This window comes from Micromonospora sp. CNB394, from assembly GCF_000374985.1.
Lineage (GTDB): Bacteria > Actinomycetota > Actinomycetes > Mycobacteriales > Micromonosporaceae > Micromonospora > Micromonospora marina.
The window spans coordinates 36,802-55,149 of sequence record NZ_KB895840.1; the positions used below are offsets into that span (position 1 = coordinate 36,802).

At 74.4% G+C, this 18,348-nt stretch carries 22 protein-coding genes and 1 pseudogene; 5 read left to right on the forward strand and 18 right to left on the reverse strand.

What is annotated here, in order from left to right:
- Positions 1–13: 13 nt before the first annotated feature.
- Together C569_RS0118115 and C569_RS0118120 are read left to right on the forward strand one after the other, a co-directional pair.
- Positions 14–595: a carboxymuconolactone decarboxylase family protein gene (locus C569_RS0118115; RefSeq protein WP_231394829.1), complete on the forward strand. Its 582-nt coding sequence runs from the start codon at positions 14–16 to the stop codon at positions 593–595.
- Between the two features lie 112 nt (positions 596–707).
- Positions 708–1,352 carry an alpha/beta fold hydrolase gene (locus C569_RS0118120; protein WP_018787196.1) on the forward strand — a complete coding sequence of 215 codons (645 nt, stop codon included), beginning with the start codon at positions 708–710 and terminating at the stop codon, positions 1,350–1,352.
- A 28-nt stretch (positions 1,353–1,380) separates the two neighbouring features.
- Here the strand turns inward: C569_RS0118120 and C569_RS30540 are convergent, their stop codons facing one another.
- Both C569_RS30540 and C569_RS0118130 read right to left on the reverse strand, forming a co-directional pair.
- Complete coding sequence (locus C569_RS30540; RefSeq protein WP_018787197.1) at positions 1,381–2,844, reverse strand: PepSY domain-containing protein; 1,464 nt, start codon at positions 2,842–2,844, stop codon at positions 1,381–1,383.
- Between the two features lie 187 nt (positions 2,845–3,031).
- On the reverse strand, positions 3,032–3,799 hold the full coding sequence (locus C569_RS0118130) for a trans-aconitate 2-methyltransferase (RefSeq protein WP_026268315.1): 768 nt from the start codon (positions 3,797–3,799) through the stop codon (positions 3,032–3,034).
- A 42-nt stretch (positions 3,800–3,841) separates the two neighbouring features.
- On the opposite strand from C569_RS0118130, the gene C569_RS30545 reads away from it, so the two are divergent.
- On the forward strand, positions 3,842–4,489 hold the full coding sequence (locus tag C569_RS30545; protein ID WP_018787199.1) for a methyltransferase domain-containing protein: 648 nt from the start codon (positions 3,842–3,844) through the stop codon (positions 4,487–4,489).
- A 9-nt stretch (positions 4,490–4,498) separates the two neighbouring features.
- Here C569_RS30545 and C569_RS0118140 read toward each other — a convergent pair whose 3' ends face one another.
- From C569_RS0118140 to C569_RS30550, 11 genes and pseudogenes are all read right to left on the reverse strand, one after another.
- The gene (locus C569_RS0118140) at positions 4,499–5,635 is read right to left on the reverse strand and encodes a winged helix DNA-binding domain-containing protein (protein WP_036346205.1); all 1,137 of its coding nucleotides are present in this window, start codon (positions 5,633–5,635) and stop codon (positions 4,499–4,501) included.
- A gap of 54 nt (positions 5,636–5,689) precedes the next feature.
- Positions 5,690–5,815, reverse strand: coding sequence for a hypothetical protein (locus C569_RS34765; RefSeq protein ID WP_255327279.1), 126 nt, complete (start codon positions 5,813–5,815; stop codon positions 5,690–5,692).
- Between the two features lie 48 nt (positions 5,816–5,863).
- Complete coding sequence (locus C569_RS0118150) at positions 5,864–7,543, reverse strand: long-chain-fatty-acid--CoA ligase (protein WP_018787201.1); 1,680 nt, start codon at positions 7,541–7,543, stop codon at positions 5,864–5,866.
- Positions 7,544–7,644: 101 nt separating this feature from the next.
- The gene (locus tag C569_RS0118155) at positions 7,645–7,824 is read right to left on the reverse strand and encodes a hypothetical protein (protein ID WP_018787202.1); all 180 of its coding nucleotides are present in this window, start codon (positions 7,822–7,824) and stop codon (positions 7,645–7,647) included.
- Between the two features lie 72 nt (positions 7,825–7,896).
- Positions 7,897–8,607, reverse strand: a complete 711-nt coding sequence (locus C569_RS0118160) for a spermidine synthase (protein ID WP_018787203.1) — start codon at positions 8,605–8,607, stop codon at positions 7,897–7,899.
- Between the two features lie 74 nt (positions 8,608–8,681).
- Positions 8,682–9,290: a bifunctional 2-polyprenyl-6-hydroxyphenol methylase/3-demethylubiquinol 3-O-methyltransferase UbiG gene (locus tag C569_RS0118165; RefSeq protein ID WP_018787204.1), complete on the reverse strand. Its 609-nt coding sequence runs from the start codon at positions 9,288–9,290 to the stop codon at positions 8,682–8,684.
- The gene (locus C569_RS0118170) at positions 9,229–10,122 is read right to left on the reverse strand and encodes a sulfite exporter TauE/SafE family protein (protein ID WP_018787205.1); all 894 of its coding nucleotides are present in this window, start codon (positions 10,120–10,122) and stop codon (positions 9,229–9,231) included. The genes C569_RS0118165 and C569_RS0118170 overlap by 62 nt, the downstream gene beginning before the upstream one ends.
- Entirely contained in the window at positions 10,119–10,703 is a 585-nt protein-coding gene (locus C569_RS0118175) for a rhodanese-like domain-containing protein (protein ID WP_018787206.1), read from the reverse strand. The genes C569_RS0118170 and C569_RS0118175 overlap by 4 nt, the downstream gene beginning before the upstream one ends.
- A gap of 84 nt (positions 10,704–10,787) precedes the next feature.
- Positions 10,788–12,188: an MBL fold metallo-hydrolase gene (locus C569_RS0118180; RefSeq protein WP_018787207.1), complete on the reverse strand. Its 1,401-nt coding sequence runs from the start codon at positions 12,186–12,188 to the stop codon at positions 10,788–10,790.
- Between the two features lie 134 nt (positions 12,189–12,322).
- Positions 12,323–12,592 (reverse strand): metal-sensitive transcriptional regulator, encoded by a 270-nt coding sequence (locus tag C569_RS0118185; RefSeq protein ID WP_026268316.1) that lies wholly within the window; start codon positions 12,590–12,592, stop codon positions 12,323–12,325.
- Positions 12,589–12,810, reverse strand: a pseudogene (locus C569_RS30550) (thiol reductase thioredoxin); the annotation flags it as partial. The gene C569_RS0118185 and the pseudogene C569_RS30550, both read right to left, overlap by 4 nt.
- A gap of 100 nt (positions 12,811–12,910) precedes the next feature.
- Between C569_RS30550 and eccB the strand changes: the two are divergent.
- The gene (gene eccB / locus C569_RS0118195; protein WP_018787210.1) at positions 12,911–14,320 is read left to right on the forward strand and encodes a type VII secretion protein EccB; all 1,410 of its coding nucleotides are present in this window, start codon (positions 12,911–12,913) and stop codon (positions 14,318–14,320) included.
- Positions 14,321–14,409: 89 nt separating this feature from the next.
- Here the strand turns inward: eccB and C569_RS0118200 are convergent, their stop codons facing one another.
- Genes C569_RS0118200 through C569_RS0118220 form a run of 5 tightly spaced genes read right to left on the reverse strand, consistent with a single transcriptional unit; the run spans position 14,410 to position 17,802 of the window.
- Complete coding sequence (locus C569_RS0118200; protein ID WP_018787211.1) at positions 14,410–15,015, reverse strand: bifunctional 2-polyprenyl-6-hydroxyphenol methylase/3-demethylubiquinol 3-O-methyltransferase UbiG; 606 nt, start codon at positions 15,013–15,015, stop codon at positions 14,410–14,412.
- A gap of 32 nt (positions 15,016–15,047) precedes the next feature.
- Positions 15,048–15,254 carry a hypothetical protein gene (locus tag C569_RS34375; RefSeq protein ID WP_018787212.1) on the reverse strand — a complete coding sequence of 69 codons (207 nt, stop codon included), beginning with the start codon at positions 15,252–15,254 and terminating at the stop codon, positions 15,048–15,050.
- A gap of 25 nt (positions 15,255–15,279) precedes the next feature.
- Positions 15,280–15,438: a hypothetical protein gene (locus tag C569_RS34380; protein WP_018787213.1), complete on the reverse strand. Its 159-nt coding sequence runs from the start codon at positions 15,436–15,438 to the stop codon at positions 15,280–15,282.
- Between the two features lie 4 nt (positions 15,439–15,442).
- Positions 15,443–15,703 (reverse strand): hypothetical protein, encoded by a 261-nt coding sequence (locus C569_RS0118215; protein WP_018787214.1) that lies wholly within the window; start codon positions 15,701–15,703, stop codon positions 15,443–15,445.
- Positions 15,703–17,802 (reverse strand): molybdopterin-dependent oxidoreductase, encoded by a 2,100-nt coding sequence (locus tag C569_RS0118220; RefSeq protein ID WP_018787215.1) that lies wholly within the window; start codon positions 17,800–17,802, stop codon positions 15,703–15,705. Before C569_RS0118220 ends, C569_RS0118215 begins: the two co-directional genes overlap by 1 nt.
- A 149-nt stretch (positions 17,803–17,951) precedes the next feature.
- On the opposite strand from C569_RS0118220, the gene C569_RS0118225 reads away from it, so the two are divergent.
- Positions 17,952–18,344: a DUF2267 domain-containing protein gene (locus C569_RS0118225; RefSeq protein WP_018787216.1), complete on the forward strand. Its 393-nt coding sequence runs from the start codon at positions 17,952–17,954 to the stop codon at positions 18,342–18,344.
- Positions 18,345–18,348 lie beyond the last annotated feature (4 nt).

Here is an 18,348-nt window from a genome sequence, read left to right on the forward strand (position 1 = left end):
GCAGACTGCCCGCATGAATCCCGCCTTCCTTCCCGAACCGCCGCAGAGCCCGGCGGCGAAAACCGCCTATGAGGACGACCTCGCCGCCGACGGCTACGTCAACAACCTCACCCGCGTCTGGTGCTGGCGTCCCGACGTGCTGATGTCGTTCCAGAGCACGCGCACCGAACTACTGTCCGAGTCCACGCTGTCCTCGCGGGAGGTGGCAGTGCTGGTCGCCGCCACGGCCGCCGCCCGGGGCGACTCGTACTGCGCGCTGGCCTGGGGTGCGCGGCTGGCCGGGATGAGCGACGAGACGACAGCCGCCGCGGTGCTGCGCGGCACCGAGGCGGACCTGTCGCAGCGGGAGACGGCGCTCGCCGCCTGGTCCCGCCGGGTGGTGACGGACCCGAACGCCACCACCGAGGCCGACACGCAACGCCTGCGTGACGCCGGCCTGACTGACCGGGAGATCTTCGAGGCGACCACGCTCATCGCGTTCCGGCTGGCCTTCTCCACTGTGAACGACGCGCTCGGCGCCCGGCCGGACGCGCAACTGGCGGAGAAGGCACCACCGCTCGTCCGGGAGGCGGTGACGTTCGGCCGCCCGGTCTGAACGGGCGGGTCCGGGCGCTGGTCGAGGGTGGCCGCGTGCGAAGCCCGGAAGGCGGACGTGGGCCGACTCCGCACGGCCACGGCATGTCGTACCGGCGTGGGAGGGTACGGACATGACGACGTTCGTGCTCATCCACGGCGGCGGGGGCAGCGCATGGGACTGGCATCTGCTGGTACCCGAGCTGGCCGCCCGCGGCCACGACGCGGTGGTGCCGGAGCTGCCGATCGGGGACCGGTCGGCGGGGTTCGCCGCCTTCCGCCAGGCGGTGGTCGACGCCGTCGGTGCCCGCGACGACCTCGCGGTGGTCGGGCACTCGTACGGCGCGTTCACCGCACCGCTGGTCGCCGACCGGCTGCCGGTGCGGCTGCTGGTCCTGCTCACCCCGATGATCCCGCGGCCCGGCGAGAAGCCGGGGGACTGGTGGGGCAACACCGGCTACCGCGAGCCGGAAGGGCTCAGTGAGGAGCAGCAGTTCTACAACGGCGTGCCGGCCGAGATCGTCGCCGAGGCGCCGGCGCACGGCCGGGAGCAGGTCAGCGCGGAAGGGGACGAGCCGTGGCCGCTGACCACCTGGCCGGCCGTGCCGACGAAGGTGCTCATCGGCCGCGACGACCAGTTCTTCCCCGCCGGCTTCCAACGCCGGGTGGCCGCGGACCGGCTCGGCGTGGTGCCCGACGAGATCGACGGCGGCCACGCGGTGGCGCTCAGCCGGCCGGGCCCGCTCGCCGACCGGCTGACCGCCTACCTGGCGTCCTGATCCCGCCCCGTGCTGATCCGCCGCCGGATCAGCTCCCGGCCGGGGCGGGTGAGACGGGTAGGGCCCGGCGGCGCCGACGGGCGAGCACGCCGAGGACGAGATCGACGACGAGGAAGCCGAGCAGGGTCACGCCGAACCAGGGCAGTGCCCAGCCGAGTGCCAGGGTGACCGGTACGCCGAGCAGCAGCGCCCACCACGGGAGCCCTCGGAGACCGCCCCGGGCGGGCGGCGAGCCGAGCCGGGCGCGGCGGCCGGCGCGGGTGGGGCGGCGCTGCCACCACATGCGGTAGCCCCAGACGATGACGCAGAGCAGACCGAGAGCGAGCGCGGCGAGCAGGACCTGGTTGACCGGCCCGAACAGGATTCCCATGTGGGCTTGGATGCCGAGGCTGCTGAGCTGCGCGAGCAGCGGCCAGTCGGCGAAGTCGCTGCGGGCGGTGACCGCGCCGGTGGTCGGTTCGACGGCGATGCGGTCCTTCGCGACCGGCCAGGTGTTGTCGACCTGGGCGACGGTCCAGGCCAGGCCGGGCTCCGCCGCAGGGCTGATCTCCACCGGTCCCGAGAGTCCGGCGCTGCGCGCGGAGGCCAGCACGTTGTCGTAGGACGCCGGACTGTCCGCCGTGCCGGTATCCGCGCCACCGTGCTGGTGCTCACCGCCGCCCGCGGGCGCGGCCACGCCGTCAACGGTGGCGGAGAGTGCGGGCGTGCCGGCGCGCAGGGTGTCCAGGCCGGTGCTGAAGTTCGCGCCGGCGTACCGGGACCAGGTCAGGCCGGTGGCGGAGAGGAACAGCAGGCCGACCGCGAGCCAGACACCGGTGGTGGCGTGCCAGCCCCGGGTACGGCGGACTCCCTTGCGGGCGGTCAGGTCCGGCACGAGCAGGTGTGCCGTCCGGGCGCGGGTGGCGCTGCGGCGGCGCCACCACAGGACTACCCCGCCGAGAACGAGGACCCACAACCAGCTGGCGGCGATCTCGGAGTAATGCCGGCCGACCTCGCCGAGGTGCAGGTTGCGGTGCAGGTCGTCGAGCCAGGTGGTGGCCGGGGTGGAGCCGAACCAGGTGGTGAGCTGCCCGGTCACCTCGCCGGTGTACGGGTCGACGTAGACGGTGTGCTGCTTGTCGCCGAGTTCCTCGAGCGAGAACACCACCTGGGTGGTCCGGTCGCCGGTGCCGGGCGCCACGGCGGCGATGGTGCCGTCGGGGTGCGCGGCCCGTGCGGCGGTGACCTGTTGGGCGAGGGTCTTCGGCTGGTCACCGACGGCGGCCACGGTCAGCCGGTCGCCGTAGAGGGCCTGGTCCAGTTGCGGGGTGATGGTGTACGCCAGGCCGGTCAGGGCGGCGACCAGCAGGAACGGGGCAACCAGGATGCCGGCGTAGAAGTGCAGCCGGGTCAGCAGCGCGGCGAACGGCGTGGGCTGGCGGCCCGGCCGAGCGGCCGACGCGGCGGTGGAGGTGCCCGGCGCGGGATCGCCGGACAGTTCGGTGACGGACATCGACTACTCCGATCGAAAATATGGGCTTTTGGTTCGGGGTGGCTCGTGCCCGTCGAGCCATGGGCTGCCCGGTTGCCGTCTCCCGATCGAGTAGTCGGCCAGGTGTGTCGGGAAGTTCCCTCGTCCGCGTAAATCTTCGGTTGGTCTTCCGGCGCGGTGGCGTCAAGGATCACCCGGGGCCGGTCGATCAGGGCTGCGACGTCCGCCGCGCCAGGTGCACAGTGACGTCGGCGGTGACCTCGACCGTGCCGGGCAGGACGTCCCGGATGCGGTCGAACACCTGCTCGCGTACGGGCGGAGGCAGTTCGAGATAGGCCGAGACGGTCGACGGGACACCGACGTAGTCGTCGGCGCACACGGTGATCCGCCGCGGGATCTCCGACTGGCGCACGTCGGTGAACCACCCGCATGCGCGTAGCTCGGTGCCGGGCCACTGCATCCGGGCCGCCGGTGGCGTCCCGTCCGGGGACGGGATCTCGTCGTCGGCGAGGTACGCGGACCGGGCCACGGCCACCGCGTCGCGCACAGCCGGATCAGCCAGCCGCAGCGGCCCGCCGAAGGAGGCGAACACGCCGCCGGGCGTGAGCAGCCCGGCGATCCGTTCCCACCGCCGGTCCGGGGCCGTCCAGTGCAGGGCCGCCGCCGCGTACACCAGGTCGTGGCGCTCGTCGGCGCGCAACTGTTCGAACGCGGCCTGCCGGACCCGCACGTCCGCGGGGACGTGCCGGCGCAGCTCGGCGAGCATCGCGGGGTCCGGGTCGGTGGTGGTGACCGTGATGCCGCGCCGGGCGAACAGCCGGGTCGCCTTGCCGGTCCCGGCGCCGATCTCCAATGCGGTCCGGACGGGTCGGCCCGTGTACGCCAGCACCAGATCGGCCAGTTCCTCCGGATAGCCGGGCCGGAACCGCTCGTACGCCCGCGCTGCCGCCCCGAAGCTCAACGCCCGATCCGGCATGCCGGTCATCATTCCACCACCGGTCCGTCGTTCGCGGCTATCGTGCGCGGCGTGAGCGACACCGGCTGGCTGGACGACACCCGCACCTCCTACGACACGGTGGCGGTCGATTATGCCGACCTGCTGCGCGACGCCCTGGCGAACGAGCCGTTCCAGCGCGGCATCCTCGCGCTCTTCGCCGAGCTGGTCCGGGCGCGGGGGACCGGGCCGGTGGCGGACGTCGGATGCGGACCGGGACGGATCACCCGTCATCTGCATGATCTGGGTCTGAGCGCGTTCGGCATCGATCTGTCACCGGTGATGATCGACGTGGCCCGGCGCGACCACCCGGGCCTGCGTTTCGAGGTGGGCTCGATGACCCGTCTCGACCTCACCGACGGGCAGCTGACCGGGTTGCTCGCCTGGTTCTCGCTGATCCACGTGCCGGACGACGAGGTGCCCGCCGTCCTCGCCGGATTCCACCGGGTGCTGCGGCCCGGCGGGGTCGTGCTGCTCGGGTTCCACGCCGGTGACGGAAGCCGGCTCAAGACGCAGGGATACGGCGGGCATCCGATGCACGTCCACGTGCACCGCCGCCGGCCGGAGCGGGTCGCGGCCTGGCTGACCGACGCCGGGTTCACCGTCGAGGCCGAGATGACGCATCACCCCGCCCCGGACGTCGAAGGCGGCTTCGTCTTCGCCCACCGCTGACGTGGCGGTCTACGCGTTCGGGTGCCTTGCCGCGATCCGGTCGAGCACGCGCCGGTCGCCCTCGACGTCGACGCCGGCCAGCGGCACACCCCGGTATGCGGCGAGCCGCTCCGCCTCCACGACGACCGCGTCGCGGGCGCTGCCGGTGAGCTTGCGCCACGGCTGGACCGTGACCGTGAGGGAGCGGCCGGACCTGCGGGGGCGCCAGGTGCCGGCCAGGTCGCCGTCGACGAGGACGGCGCCGGGGCGGCCGAGCACCGGCCACAGCTCCTTGACCCGAGCCGCGTCCGGCACCAGCGTCGCCCGGTCCTTCGCCTGTAGGAACAGGTCGAACGGGCCGAGCAGGCGGGTCGCCGTGGTCTCGGCCGACGCCAGCGCGGCCTCGTCGGCAGCGAGCAGCCAGCGCGTCTCGCCGTCGACGCTCACCTCGACCGCGTCGCTCGGCCAGCGGGCCTTCACCTCCTTGACCGGGGCGTCGAGGTAGTCGGCCACGTGCTTCGGGGTGGCCGGGCCGAGCAGCCGCAGGTAGGCGCGGACGAGGTCGAACCGGTCGCCGGGCGCGGCGGCGGGACGGAACCCGGGGATGCGTTCCAGGACCGGCGGTGAGGTGCCGAGCCGCAGCTCCAGCCCGGCCCGCACGGCGGCCAGCCGGAACGGCATCTCGTAGAGGTGGGTCGCGTTGCACGGCCGGCAGAACCGCAGGTAGGGCTCGGGCATCACGTCGGCCAGGCGGCCGGAGACCTCGCCCTTGACCGTCGGCCGACCGACGATCTCCCGCATCCGCGCGGCCACCTCGTCGAGCGCGGCGAGAATGCCGATGCCTGCCGCCTTCAACGGTTTCGCCGCGTCGTAGATGCGCTTGCCCGCGTCGGCGTCGGAGAACGGCTCGACCGCGGCGGCGACCGTGCCCACGTCGGCCCGGCGGTAGAGGTGCGGCGCGCCGCGTACGGTCCAGAGCAGGGCCAGGTCGGCACCGCTCAGCGGGGTCACGTCGACCCCGCGTGCGGCGAGCGCCCATCGGCCGCCGTCGGGACCGGTGTCCTGCACGCCGATGTCGAGCACGGCGGTGTCGGCGAGCGACCCCTCGGCCCGGTCGAGCTGCTGGGCCCGGATCCGGAAGTTCAGCACCTGACGCCTGTCGATCATGTCCACAGCGTAGGCGGCGGCACCGGCACGTCCGGTGCAGCGCGGTCCGGTACGTCAGCGCGCGGCGGGCGGAACGCAGCCCGCCGTCCGGTCGGGGCCGGAGCGCTTGAGCAGGAACACCCCGCCGCCGACCAGGCGCATGAGGTAACGACCGACCGACCTGCCCCGTGAATTCACCATGGACGCCCGTCCACCCTCCCCGCCTGGCCGGTGAACGGGCGGCCCGGGTCAGCGGCCTGCGAGCAGCCGTTCGCGTACCTCGCGGCGCAGGATCTTGCCGATCTGGGAGTACGGCAGCTCGTCGACGATCACGATCCGGCGCGGCACCTTGTATCCGGCCAGGTGGGTGCGGCACGAGGTCCGGATCGCCTCCGGCGTCACGGCCACCGCCGGGTCGATCACCACGGCGGCGACGACCTCCTCGCCGTCGCCGGTGGGCAGTCCCACGGCGGCGGCCTCGCGTACGTACGGGATGCGGCGCAGCGCCTCCTCCACCTCGGACGGGTAGACGTTGAAGCCGCCGGTGATGATCAGTTCCTTGATCCGGTCGACCACCGTGATGAAGCCGTCGGCGTCCATGGTGACGATGTCGCCGGTACGCATCCAACCGCCCGGCAGCAGCACCTTGGCCGTCTCCTCCGGGCGGTGCCAGTAGCCGGAGAACACCTGCGGGCCGCGGACCAGCAGCTCGCCGGCCTCGCCCGGCGCGCGGTCGCGGGTCGGGTCCTCCGGGTCGACGATGCGCGCGTCGGTGGAGGGGAACGGCACGCCCACGGTGCCGGGCCGGCGGGTCGGCGCGACCGGGTTGCCCACCGTGATCGGGGACGTCTCGGTCATGCCGTATCCCTCGACCAGCAGGCCGCCGGTCACCTGCTCCCACAGCTCCACGGTGGCCGGTGGCAGCGACATCGCGCCGGAGATCGCGTACCGGATGGAGGTGAGGTCGACGCCGCGTTCGCGGGCGACGGTGGCGAGCTTCGCGTAGACCGGCGGTACGGCGGGCAGGAACGTCGGCGGGCGGCGGCGGACGGCGTCGAGCACCTGGTCGGCGTCGAAGCGGGGGAACAGCACGAGTGTCGCCCCGATGCTCACGGCGAAGGTGAGGCAGAGCGTCAGTCCGTAGGCGTGGAACAGCGGCAGCACCGCGTACACCGTCTCGGCGCCGTCGCGCAGGCCCGGGACCCAGGCCCGGCCCTGCGCGGCGTTGGCGCGCAGGTTGCGGTGGGTCAGGACCGCGCCCTTGGGCTCGCCGGTGGTGCCGCCGGTGTACTGCAGCAGCGCCACGTCCCCGGCCGCCGGCGCGGGATGCCCGGCGGGCAGCGGCCCGGCGGCGGCGACCAGCTCCGACCAGGGCAGGGCACCGGGCGCGGGGGCGGTCATCGCGGAGCGGGCGGCGCGGACCTTCGGCAGCGGCATCCGCAGCGCCCACCGCTTGAGCCGCGGCAACGCCGCGGTCAGGTCGACCGCCACCACGGTACGCACGGCGCCGCGTCCCGCCACCAGCGGCGCGACCTTGTCCCACGCGATCGCGACGACAGCGCCGTGGTCGGTGAGCTGCCGGTCCAGTTCGTCGGCGGTGTACAGCGGGTTGTGCTCGACGACCACCGCGCCGAGGCGCAGCACGGCGTAGAACGCGACCACGTGTTGCGGGCAGTTCGGCAGCACCAGGGCGACCCGGTCGCCCGGGCCGACGCCGAGCCGGCGTAGTGCCTCGGCGGCGCGGGCCACCTGGTCGGCCAGTTCGGTGAACGTGGTGGTGGCGCCGTAGAAGTCGAGCGCGACCCGGGGACCGAACCGCCCGGCAGCCTCGTCGAGCAGGTCGACGAGCGAGCCGTCCGGCTCGGCGATGTCGGCCGGCACCCCGGGTGCGTAGCTACGGGTCCAGGGTCGCTGGGCGGTCGCGTCCATCGCCGTTACTCCTCGTCGCGCGGATGACGCCCCCAGCCTAACTTGACCATTCGGTAACCTACGTTCACGTAGGTTGCCGGGTGGGTCACACTCTCCGCAGGTCAGCGTCGGCGGGTCGAGTGCTGGTGCACCACCCGCCGGCCCTTCACGATGCCGAAGATGATGACCGCGGCGAGCGCGATCACGCCGATGATGACGAGCCAGCGGACCGCCTCCAGCAGCAACCCGAGCAGGATGAGCACACCGGCGACCACGCCGACCACCCACAGCAACGCGCGCATGTCCCAGCCTCCCGTCGTACGGTGGGCCGTGCGCTTTCCCGCTGATCGGGCGGCCATGCGCCGCCGGGTGGATCAGTGCCGGGCCACGTACACCGTGTTCGCCGCCTCCCGGCCCTGCAACGGGTTCGGGAACCGGACGACGTGCGCCACCGAGGTCGGGAACACCTCGGTGAGCGTGCGCTGGAACGCCGGGTCCGGCGGGTCGTTCGACCACAGCGCGAAGACGCCCTCCGGGTGCAGCAGCGCGGCCAGCCGGCGCAGCCCGCCGACCGTGTAGAACGGGGCGTGGCTGGGGTGCAGCACCTGGCGGGGGGAGTGGTCCACGTCCAGCAGCACCGCGTGGAAGCGGCGTCCGGGCTCGTCGTCGTCGAAACCGTCGCCCGCGACCGCGGCGAAGAAGTCCGCCCGCACGAACCGGGTACGCGGATCGGTGGCCAGGCCGGCGGCGAACGGCAGCAGATCCCGCCGGTGCCAGTCGATGACGTCCTCGATCGCCTCGACCACCACCAGCGAACGCACCCGGGGATCCTCCAGCGCGGTCCGTGCGGTGTAGCCGAGGCCGAGCCCGCCGACCACCACGTCCAGCGCCTCACCGGTCAGCGGGGCCAGCCCGAGCCGGGCCAGTTCGATCTCCGCGACCGGGAAGGCGCTGGACATGAGGTACTCGTCGTCGAGCTTCACCTCGTACACGTCGGAGTCCAGAGCCGGGTCACGGCGCCGCCGCAGGCTGATCTCGCCGATCGGCGTCTCCCGCCAGGCCAGTTCCTCGAAACGCGCGCCCACCCGGTGTCCTCTCCGCCGATCCGTCCCCGGATGCTACCGGCCGGTCCCGGGCCCGGCCCGGCGAAACGACGGCGTCAGTCGGCGGGGCGGGTGGCCACCACGACGGTGTCCAGCGCGTCGACGGTGCCGCCGTCGGTGCCCGGGACCGGCCGGTGGGCCGTCTCGGCCCGCTGCACCCGCAGCCCGGCCAGCCCGTCGACCACCGACTCCGGCGTGAGCAGCACGTCCGGGTCCTGCGGACCGCCGATGCCGCCGGCGAGGTTGGCCAGGTCGTGGCCGACCACCACGAGCGTGCCGCCGGGGCGCAGCGCGGACTTCGCCGCGGCGAGCACCCCGGCGAACTCCGGCGCGGGCAGGTGCAGGTAGCTGATCAGCACCAGGTCGTAGCTGTTCGGCACCGGCCGGTACGCGGTCACGTCCGCGACCCGCCAGTCAACTGTGACGCCGCGCGCGTCGGCCAGCTCCCGCCCCCGGTCGACGGCCACCGCGGAGAAGTCCACCGCGTTGACCCGCCACCCCTGACCGGCCAGCCACACCGCGTTGCGGCCCTCGCCGGCGGCGATGTCCAGCGCTGACCCGGGAGTCAGCCCGATGACCGACTCGACAACGAAGCGGTTGGGCTCAGCGCTCCACACCAGTCCGGACGTGTCGGCGTACCGGCTGTCCCAGGCGCTGCTGTCCACTGTGCCCCCTCCTTCGGCGGCCCCACACCGCCATGGTGACCGTACCGGCCACGGCAAGCGGTCCCACGGCGAGTCCCCACACCGGCGGCAACTGCTGCGCGAGCACGAACACGCCCATCACCACGACGAACCAGCCGAACCCCCGGCGCAGCAGGTCGGCCGGGATCCGGCCGGCGAGCCGGCCACCGAGCAGGCTGCCGACGACCGCGGCGGCGGTGATCCCGGCGGCCAGACCCCAGTGGATCTGCACGCTGGACAGGTAGCCGGCCAGGCCGGCGAACGACTTCATCGCGATGACGACCAGCGAGGTGCCGACCGCGACCGGCATCGGCAACCCGCCCAGCAGGGCCAGGGCGGGTACGACCAGGAAGCCGCCGCCCGCGCCGACCAGACCGGTGACCAGGCCGACGACCACGCCGTCACCGACCACCCGCAGCATCGGCAGCTCGTGCGGCACCGGGTGCCCCTCGACGGGCTTGCCCCGGAGCATCGCGACCGCGGTGGCGAGCATCATCAGGGCGAACCCGGTCAGCAGTACGCCGGCCGGGACGAACTCGGCCAGCCGGCCGCCCGCGTAGGCGCCGGTCATGCCGGCCACGCCGAAGATGAGCCCGGTACGCCAGCGGACCCGGTTCGCCCGCGCGTGCGGCAGTACCGCGACGGCGCTCGTCACGCCGACGACGAGCAGCGAGGTGGCGATCGCCTCCTTCGCGGGCAGGTCGGCGACGTAGACCAGCAGCGGCACGGCGAGGATCGATCCGCCGCCGCCGAGCAGGCCCAGCGTCGCGCCGATCAGCACCGCGCCGGCCAGCGTCAGCACGAGGGTGGTCACCTGCGGCTCCCGTCACGCAACTGCCCCACGATCGTGTCGAGGTCGCAGCTCGCGCCGCGGTTGTACGGCAGCTTGCTCAGCAGCACGCCCATGGCGCAGGTGTTGGTGAGCGCGGCGAACGTGAGGCCCGCGCCGATGAGCGCGGCGACCCACTTGAGGCCGGGGACGAACACCGACCCGAGGACGGCGGCGAGCACGATCGAGCCGGCGACGAGGCGCACCTGGCGCTCCAGGTCCCAGCGCGGCCGGCCCTGGTTGACCTGTGCGCCGGTGGCCTGCCAGGCCAGCATTCCGCCGTCGAGCACCTTGACGTTGGGCAGGCCGACGGTGCCGAGCGCCTGACCGGCCTGGCCGGCCCGGGCGCCGGAGCGGCAGATCAGCACCACGTCCTCGTCCAGGTGGCCGCGCAGCTCCGCGCGGTGCTCCCGGAGCAGGTCCAGGGGCACGTTGTACGCGCCGGGGATGTGCGCCGCCTCGAACTCGCCGGGCGTGCGCACGTCGAGCATCCGCGGCGTACGGCCGGCGGCGATCAGTTCGCGCAGGGTCGCCGCGTCGATGGTGGTGGGGGTGGCCGTGGTCATGCTCTGTCTCCTTCACCGGTGTTCTCGGGCAGGGTCCGGCGCCGGCCGGCGTGGGGACACGCCGGCCGGGCGCTGGGGGAGAGGTCAGGCGACGGGCGCCATGCGTACGCCGGCCGCCTCGGCCCGGCCGTACGAGTCGTCGATCAGCACCACGTCCCGGCCGGCGTTGGCGAGCAGGGACGCGGCGGCGGTGGCCCGGTAGCCGGAGCCGCAGTGCACCCAGATCGTCCCGGCGGGGATGTCGGCGAGCCGCTTCGGCACGTCCGGCAGCGGCACGTGCACCGCACCGTCGATGTGCCCGGCCGTCCACTCGCCTGTCATCCGCACGTCGAGGACGACCTGCGGCTCGGGCAGCCCGGCCGGGGTCTTCCCGGCCTGCGCGGCGGCGAGCGCGCCGAAGTCGGCCACGGGCAGCTCACGCAGCTGCGACGGATCCGTGGCCCACTGCGCGGGTTCGCCGGTGGCCTGGGCGGCCGGACGGTCGATGCCGATGCGCACCAGTTCCCGCTGGGCGTCGGCGACCTGCTCCGGGGTCTGCGCCAGGAACGTGATCGGCACGCCCCAGTCGATCAGCCAGCCGAGCCACGTCGACATCGGCCCGTCCAGGCCGAGGCTGACGGTGCCGGCCAGGTGCGAGGCCGCGTACGCCTTGCGGTGGCGCAGGTCGACCACCCACTCCCCGGCGGCGATGCGGCGGCGCAGCTCGTCGGCGTCGGCGCGGGCCACCGGCGTGAGGTCGACCGGGGTGGGACCGGCGGCGTTGGCGACGCCCATGTGGGCGTAGTACGCCGGGTAGGCGTCCAGCCCGGCCAGTGTCTCGGTGACGAACTGGTCGGCGGCCAGCCGCAGCACCGGGTTGGCCTGCTTCTCCCGGCCGATCGTCGACTCGGGCGCGTCGGCCTGGCTGGCCGAGCAGAAGCTGCCGAAGCCGTGCGTCGGCCACACCTGCGCGCCGTCGGGCAGCAGGTCGGCCAGCTTGCGTGCCGAGGCGTGCTGGTGGTGCGCCAGATCGTGCGCGTACTGCTGGCCGAGCAGGTCGGTGCGGCCGGTGGTGCCGAACAGCAGCGAGCCGCCGGTGAACACGCCGGCCGGGTTCCAGCCGCCGTCGGTGGCCTCGTCGAGCGCGTACGACAGGTGGTGGAACGTGTGGCCCGGGGTGCCGATCACCCGCAGCCGCATCGTGTCCGACACCGGCACGGTGTCGCCGTCGGAGACCGGGGTCCGGTCGAATTCGACCGGGTCGGCGGCGGCCACCAGGTACTGCGCGCCGGTGATCCGGGCCAGTTCCAGGCCGCCGGAGACGTAGTCGTTGTGGATGTGCGTCTCGACCACGTGGGTGATCCGTACGCCCTCGGCGCCGGCCAGGTACAGGATGCGGTCGATGTCGCGCTGCGGGTCGACCACGATCGCCACCCGGCCGTCGGAGGCGAGGTAGCTGCGGTCGCCGAGCGAGGACGTCGCGATGACGGACACGTCGAGAGTCATGCCGTTTCCTCTCTTTCCCCATATACCCCCGGGGGTATATGGGGGGCAGGCTGCGGCCCGGGGTTTCCGGGCAGATGTCTACCCGCCCGCGTCGCGGTCACACGGCGCGGACGGGATCCGGTCGGGCGGGCGCGTCAGGCCAGGGACAGGAAGAGCTTCTCCAGCTCCTCCTCGGTCATCTCCGGCTCGTCGCCCGCCTGGCGGGCGGCGTCGCAGTAGCGCATGCCGGAGGCGATGATCTTGAAGCCGGCCCGGTCGATGGCCTTGGAGACCGCGGCGAGCTGGGTCAGCGCGGCGCGGCAGTCCTCGCCGTTCTCCATCATCTCGATGACGGCGTTGAGCTGCCCCCGGGCCCGCTTGAGCCGGGTCAGCGCATCGCCTGTCATCTCCGGTCGAAGATTCACGTCCCACCTCCTGCGATCGAAGATACCCCAGGGGGTACCAGTGTCGCCACCCGTCCGGCGGCCTTGGTCCGGACCTCGTCCATGTCGAGGTCACACACCGCCCGGATCGGCTCCTCCAGCCCGGCCGTCGGCAGGGCGCCCGGCTGGGCGAACACCAGCACGCCGTCCCGGAGCGCCATGAGTGTCGGGATCGACCGGGTCTGGGCGGCGGCTGCCAGGGCGGGCCGACGAACTAAGGTCGGCGAGGACACGGAGGGTCTCCAGGGACGTGACGGAGCGTCTATTCTGTGCGCCGGCGATCCCGGCGGAAGGTACACGATGGCGTCGCGGCAGGAGCAGCTCCACTCGTACCAGTTCAGCGTCCAGCGGGCGGTCGCCGCGCTCGTCATGCGGGAGACGGACCCGCCGCAGTCGCCGTTCCGGCGGCTGGCCGGCGCGGGTCTGGCGAGCGTCCTGGTCGCGGCGATCGCGCTCGGCGGCGTCGCGCTCCACGGCCTGTTCACCGGTGGCGGCGACTCGTGGCGGGAGACCGGCGCGGTGATCGTGGAGAAGGAGTCGGGTGCGCGGTTCGTCTACCGGGACGACAAGCTGCACCCGGTGCTCAACTACGCCTCCGCGCTGCTGATCATCGGCGCGGAGCGGCCGAAGACGGTGCTGGTCAGCCGCCGTGCCATCGACGGGGTGCCACGCGGCCTGCCGCTCGGCATCGCCGACGCACCGGACTCGCTGCCCGCGTCGGACCGGCTCGTCCGCGACGCCTGGACGCTGTGCTCGGCGGCGGGCGACGACGCCGGGCGCGAGGAGGGCGGGCGCCCGGCGGCCGGGCGCGGCGAGGCCCGTTCGGTGCTGCTGATCGGGCGGGCAGCCCCCGGCGGCCGGGCGCTCGGCGACCAGGGCCTGCTCGCCCGGCACCCGGACGGCGGCCTGCACCTGCTCTGGCACGACCGGCGCTACCTGCTGCGCGACACCGACCGGGTGCTCGCCGCGCTCGCCGCCACCCGGGAGCGGGCGGTGCCGGTGGCGGCGGCGCTGCTGAACACGCTCCCGGCCGGCGCCGATCTGGCCCCGCCACCGGTGGACGACCTCGGCGCGCCGTCCGAGCGGGTCGCCGGCGCGGCGGTGGGCGACGTCTACCTGGTGCGCAACTCCGGCGGCGGACGGCAGTACGCGGTCGCCCAGCGGGGCGGGCTGGCCGGCATCACCGAACTGCAGGCGGCGCTCCTGCTGGCCCGGACCGGCCAGCGGGAGCCGGAACCGATCACGCTCGGCCGGTTCGCCGCGCTGCCGAAGCTGCCCGGTCTGGTGCCCGGCGGGGCGACCGCGCCGCCCGCCGTACCGCCCCGGCTGGCCTCCGCCGAGGGTGCGCTCTGCGCGCGGGCCGGCGACGACGGCGGCCTCCGCGAGCTCCGCCTCGGCGTCACCGCGCCGGACCCGGCCGCCGCCGCGCGCATGCCGGGCGGCCGGGCCGGGCTCGCCGACGCGGTGGTGGTCGAGCCGGGACGTGGCGCGCTCGTGGAGGCGGCGCCCGCGCCGGGCGCGACCGGCGGCGCGATCTGCGTCGTCACCGACCTGGGCCGGCGGTACGCGCTGACCGGCGCCGACGTGCCGGGCATGCTCGGCTACGCGGGCGTGCGTCCGGCGCGGCTGCCGGCGGGCCTGGTGGACCTGCTGCCGGCCGGCAGCCCGCTGGATCCGGAGGCCGCCCGCACGGTCGCCGCACCCGCCTGAGCGCCGGGCCGCGCCGGCTCGGACGCACAGCCGCGCCGGGCCGCGCCGGCTCGGACGCACAGCCGCCGAGCCGGGGAAAGAGCAGCGGGTCAGCCGGCGGGGCGGCGCAGCACCGTCACCGCGAAGTCGGCGTCGTCCCGCCACGGCCGCAGGTCCCAGGTGGCGAACCGGTGCTCGGGGCGCAGCCCGGCGGCGATCGCGTCGGCGTCCAGGTCGGCCACCGGGTAGCCGCGGTCGGTGGCGAAGCCGACCACCACCAGCCCGTCCGGGCGTACGTGCGCGGCGACGCGGCCCAGCACGTCACGTTCGGTGCCGGGGGCGACGAACACCATCACGTTGCCGGCCAGCACCGCGGCGTCGAACGGCTCCGCCTCGCCCTGCTCGGCCAGGTCCAGCTCGGCCAGGTCGGCGACCAGGAAGCGGGGGCCCGGGTGGTCGGCCCGGGCCGCCTCGACGAGCGTCGGGTCGGCGTCCACGCCCACGACGTCGTGCCCGCGGGCGGCGAGCGCGGCGGCGACCCGGCCGGTGCCGCAGCCGGCATCCAGGACACGTGCACCAGGCGGTACGAGCGCGTCGAGCAGCCGCGCCTCACCGGCCAGGTCCGCGCCCTCGGCGGCGAGCTGACGGAACCGGTCCACGTACCACTGCGAGTGGCCGGGGTTCGTGTCGGTCACCCATCGGGTCGGCTTGGCCATGCGTCCACCGTAACTGATCTTGCGAGGCCGGGTCAGGTGAGCGCCAGGAACGCGCCCGCGGCGAGCGGCCCGCCCAGCGCGACGCCGGCCAGCACCTGCGGCCAGGTGTGGTCGCCCATCAGCAGCAGCAACCCGGCCGCTACCGAGGCCAGCCCGATCGACAGCGGCCGGGCACGCTGCGTGCGGTCGCCGACGTGCCGGTCGGTGAGACGCCCTCGGCGGACGCCGTACGCGAGCACCCGATCGGGATGACGGCGCAGAACGTCAGCGCGATGCCGCCCGGAGCAGGAATTGGCCCGCCGAGCGGCTGACCCGGGCGGCGGCGATCAGCGGCAGCGCCGTGACCAGGACGGTCCGGGCGAGCGCCTCGGTGAGCAGCCGGACCGCCCACGCGCCGGCCCGGCGTTGCCGTGATGCTCGCACCCGATCATCCGGACGCCCAGCCCTTCTCCGCCCCGCTGGTGAATCCCTCGGTGAGCAGGCGTTCCCCGGCGAAGAACAGCACCACGATCGGCAGCGTGCTGATGACCGAGCCGGCCATCAGCACGGTCTTGGGCACCTCGACGCCGTCGGCGAGCAGCGACAGGCCCAGCGACACGGTCCACCGGTCCGGCCGGTCGACCAGGAACACCAGCGCGAACAGGTACTCGTTCCAGGCAATCATGAAGTCGTGCAGCGCGACCGCCATCACCGACGGGGCGGCCAGCGGCAGGCTGACCCGGCGGATGATGCCGAGCCGGCCGGCTCGACCTCCACCCGGCAGTCGTGGAACGTCGGCGCCTCGCCCAAATCGGTGTCCCGGACGCCGGTGACCGCGTTGACAGTGGACCGGCCGGGGCTGCGCCGCGCCCAGTACGCCTTGTAGGTGAACGCCAGCCCCGGCCGGGTCGCCTCGTCGACAGCCACCGCGGCGAGGAACGCGCCCCGGTCGTTGTGCACGCGTACCGCGTCGCCGTCGGCGAGTCCGCGCGCCGCCGCGTCGGCCTGGTGCAGGTGCACCCGGGGCGGCCCGGCGCGGCGGGTGTGCCACGGCAGCGAGGCGAACGTGGAGTTCATCAGGTAACGGTTGGCCGGGGTGAGCAGCGTCAGCGGGAACCGGTGGGCCAGCTCCGGGTCCGCCGCCTCGGCCGGTGGCGTGTACCCGGGCAGCGGGTCCACCCCGAGCGCGGCCAGCGCCGGGTCGTGCAGCCGGGCCCGCCCGTCCGGAGTGGGGAAACCACCCTCGGCGTACGGCGCGGAGCCCACCGGCACGCCGGTGAGCCGGGCGTAGGTGCGTTCGCGCAGCTCCTCGTAGGTGATCGGGGCGCCGGCCAGCAACTGCCGGGCCAGGTCCTCGTCGCTGTCCCGGAACGCCGGGTGGTCGATCCCGAGCGCGGCGGCGATCCGCCGGAAGATCTCGGTGTTCGGCAGCGCCGCGCCCGGCGCGCGGGTCACCGGCAGGTTCAGCGTCGTGTAGTGGTGCCCGTAGGAGGTCTGGAGGTCCAGGTGCTCGGGCTGCATGGTCGCCGGGAGCACCACGTCGGCGTAGTCGCAGGTGTCGGTCCAGCGCTGCTCCAGCACGACGGTGAACAGGTCGGCGCGGCCGAGCCCGGTCAGCAGCCGGGCCTGGTCCGGCGCGGTCGCCGCCGGGTTGGCGTCGAACACCACGAGCGAGGTGACCGGCGGGTCGGCCTCCCCGGTGAGCACGGCGGCCAGCCGGCTCATGTTCAGCGACCGGGCCGGCGGGGCGGGCATGCCGGCCGGGCGGATCACCGGCCCGTTGTCGACCGGGTGGTGGCCGCTGGTGGTCACCAGCGCCCCGCCGCCCGGGTACCGGAAGTCGCCGGTGACCAGCGGCAGCGCGCAGATCGCCCGGATCGCCTGCCCGGCGCCGTGGTGCCGTTGCAGGCCCAGCCCGACCCGTACCGCCGTCGGGCGGGTGGTGGCGATCCGGTCACCGAGCCGGCGGATCGTCCCGGCGGGCAGGCCGCACTCGGCGGCGGCGCGCTCCACCGGCCAGTCGTCGAGCCGGGCGGCCAGTTCCGGCCAGCCGGTGGTGTGCGCGGCCAGCCACGCCTCGTCGGCCGCCCCGGCGTCGCGGACGTGCCGCGTCAGCCCGAGCGCGAGCGCCGCGTCGGTGCCTGGTAGCGGTGCGACGTGCTCGTCGCTGCGGGCCGCCGTGTCGGTGCGCAGCGGGTCGATGGTCACCACGTACGCGCCGCGCTCGCGGGCCTGCTGCACGAACGGCCACAGGTGCAGGTTGGTGACGAGCGGGTTGGCGCCCCAGAGGACGATCAGGTTCGCCTCGACGATCGACTCCGGCTCGAAGCCGACCGAGGCGCCGTAGAGCGAGCGCAGCGCCGCCCGCGCCGCCGCCGTGCAGATGGTCGTGTCCAGCCGGGACGCGCCCAGGTGGGCGAAGAGCCGCGGGCCCATGGTCCAGCCCTGGACCAGGCCCATCGTGCCGGCGAAGTAGTAGGGCAGCACCGACTCCGGGCCGTCCCGTTCGATGCTCGCGCGCAGCCCGGCGGCCACCCGGCCGACTGCCTCGTCCCAGCTCGCCGGCCGGTACGCGACCCGGCCGGTGCCCTTGCGGCCGGTGCGGATCCAGGGCGTGGTGAGCCGGTCCGGCCCGTTGACCGCATCCAGGTAGCGGTTGACCTTGCCGCAGAGTGCGCCCCTGGTGAACGGGTGGTCGCGGTCGCCGCGCAGCGCGACCGCCCGGCCGTCCTCCACCGTGAGCTGCCAGACGCAGGTGTCCGGGCAGTCCAGCGGGCAGGCACCGGGGTGGGTGGTGACGGGGGCCATGGGCGGATGCTACCCCCGGTTCGTGGTGCTGCCGCCACTCGTCGTGACCGGCCCGGGCCGGTGGCGTTTGGCCGGGACGGGCGCGGGTACCCGCCGGGGCCGACCGTTGTGGGCGTGGTGCCCACCGGCGGCGGCGAGGGGAGGATGGGATGCGGTTCCCCCTGTTCGTCGAGGCGGTGGCGCGGCGGGCCGAGTTGCCCGCCGACGAGGCCGCCACCGTCTCCCGGGCGGTGTTGCAGACCCTCGCCGACCGGATCACCGCGGACGAGGCGACGGACCTCGCCGCGCAGTTGCCGGACGACGTGGGCGGCTATCTGGAGCCCGGCGGCACCGCCGCCACCGGTGGCGCTGTGGACTTCCTGTACCGGGTGGCCGAGCGCGCGGCGGTGGACCCGGCGGTCGCCGAGGTGGGCGCCGTGGCGGTGCTCGCCACGCTGCGCGACACGGTGACGGTGGGGGAGTTCCACGATCTCGTCGCGCAGCTCCCGAAGGGCTTCGACGCCATGGTGGACCCCATTCCGCGACCGCCGTACGATGTCTGAGCAG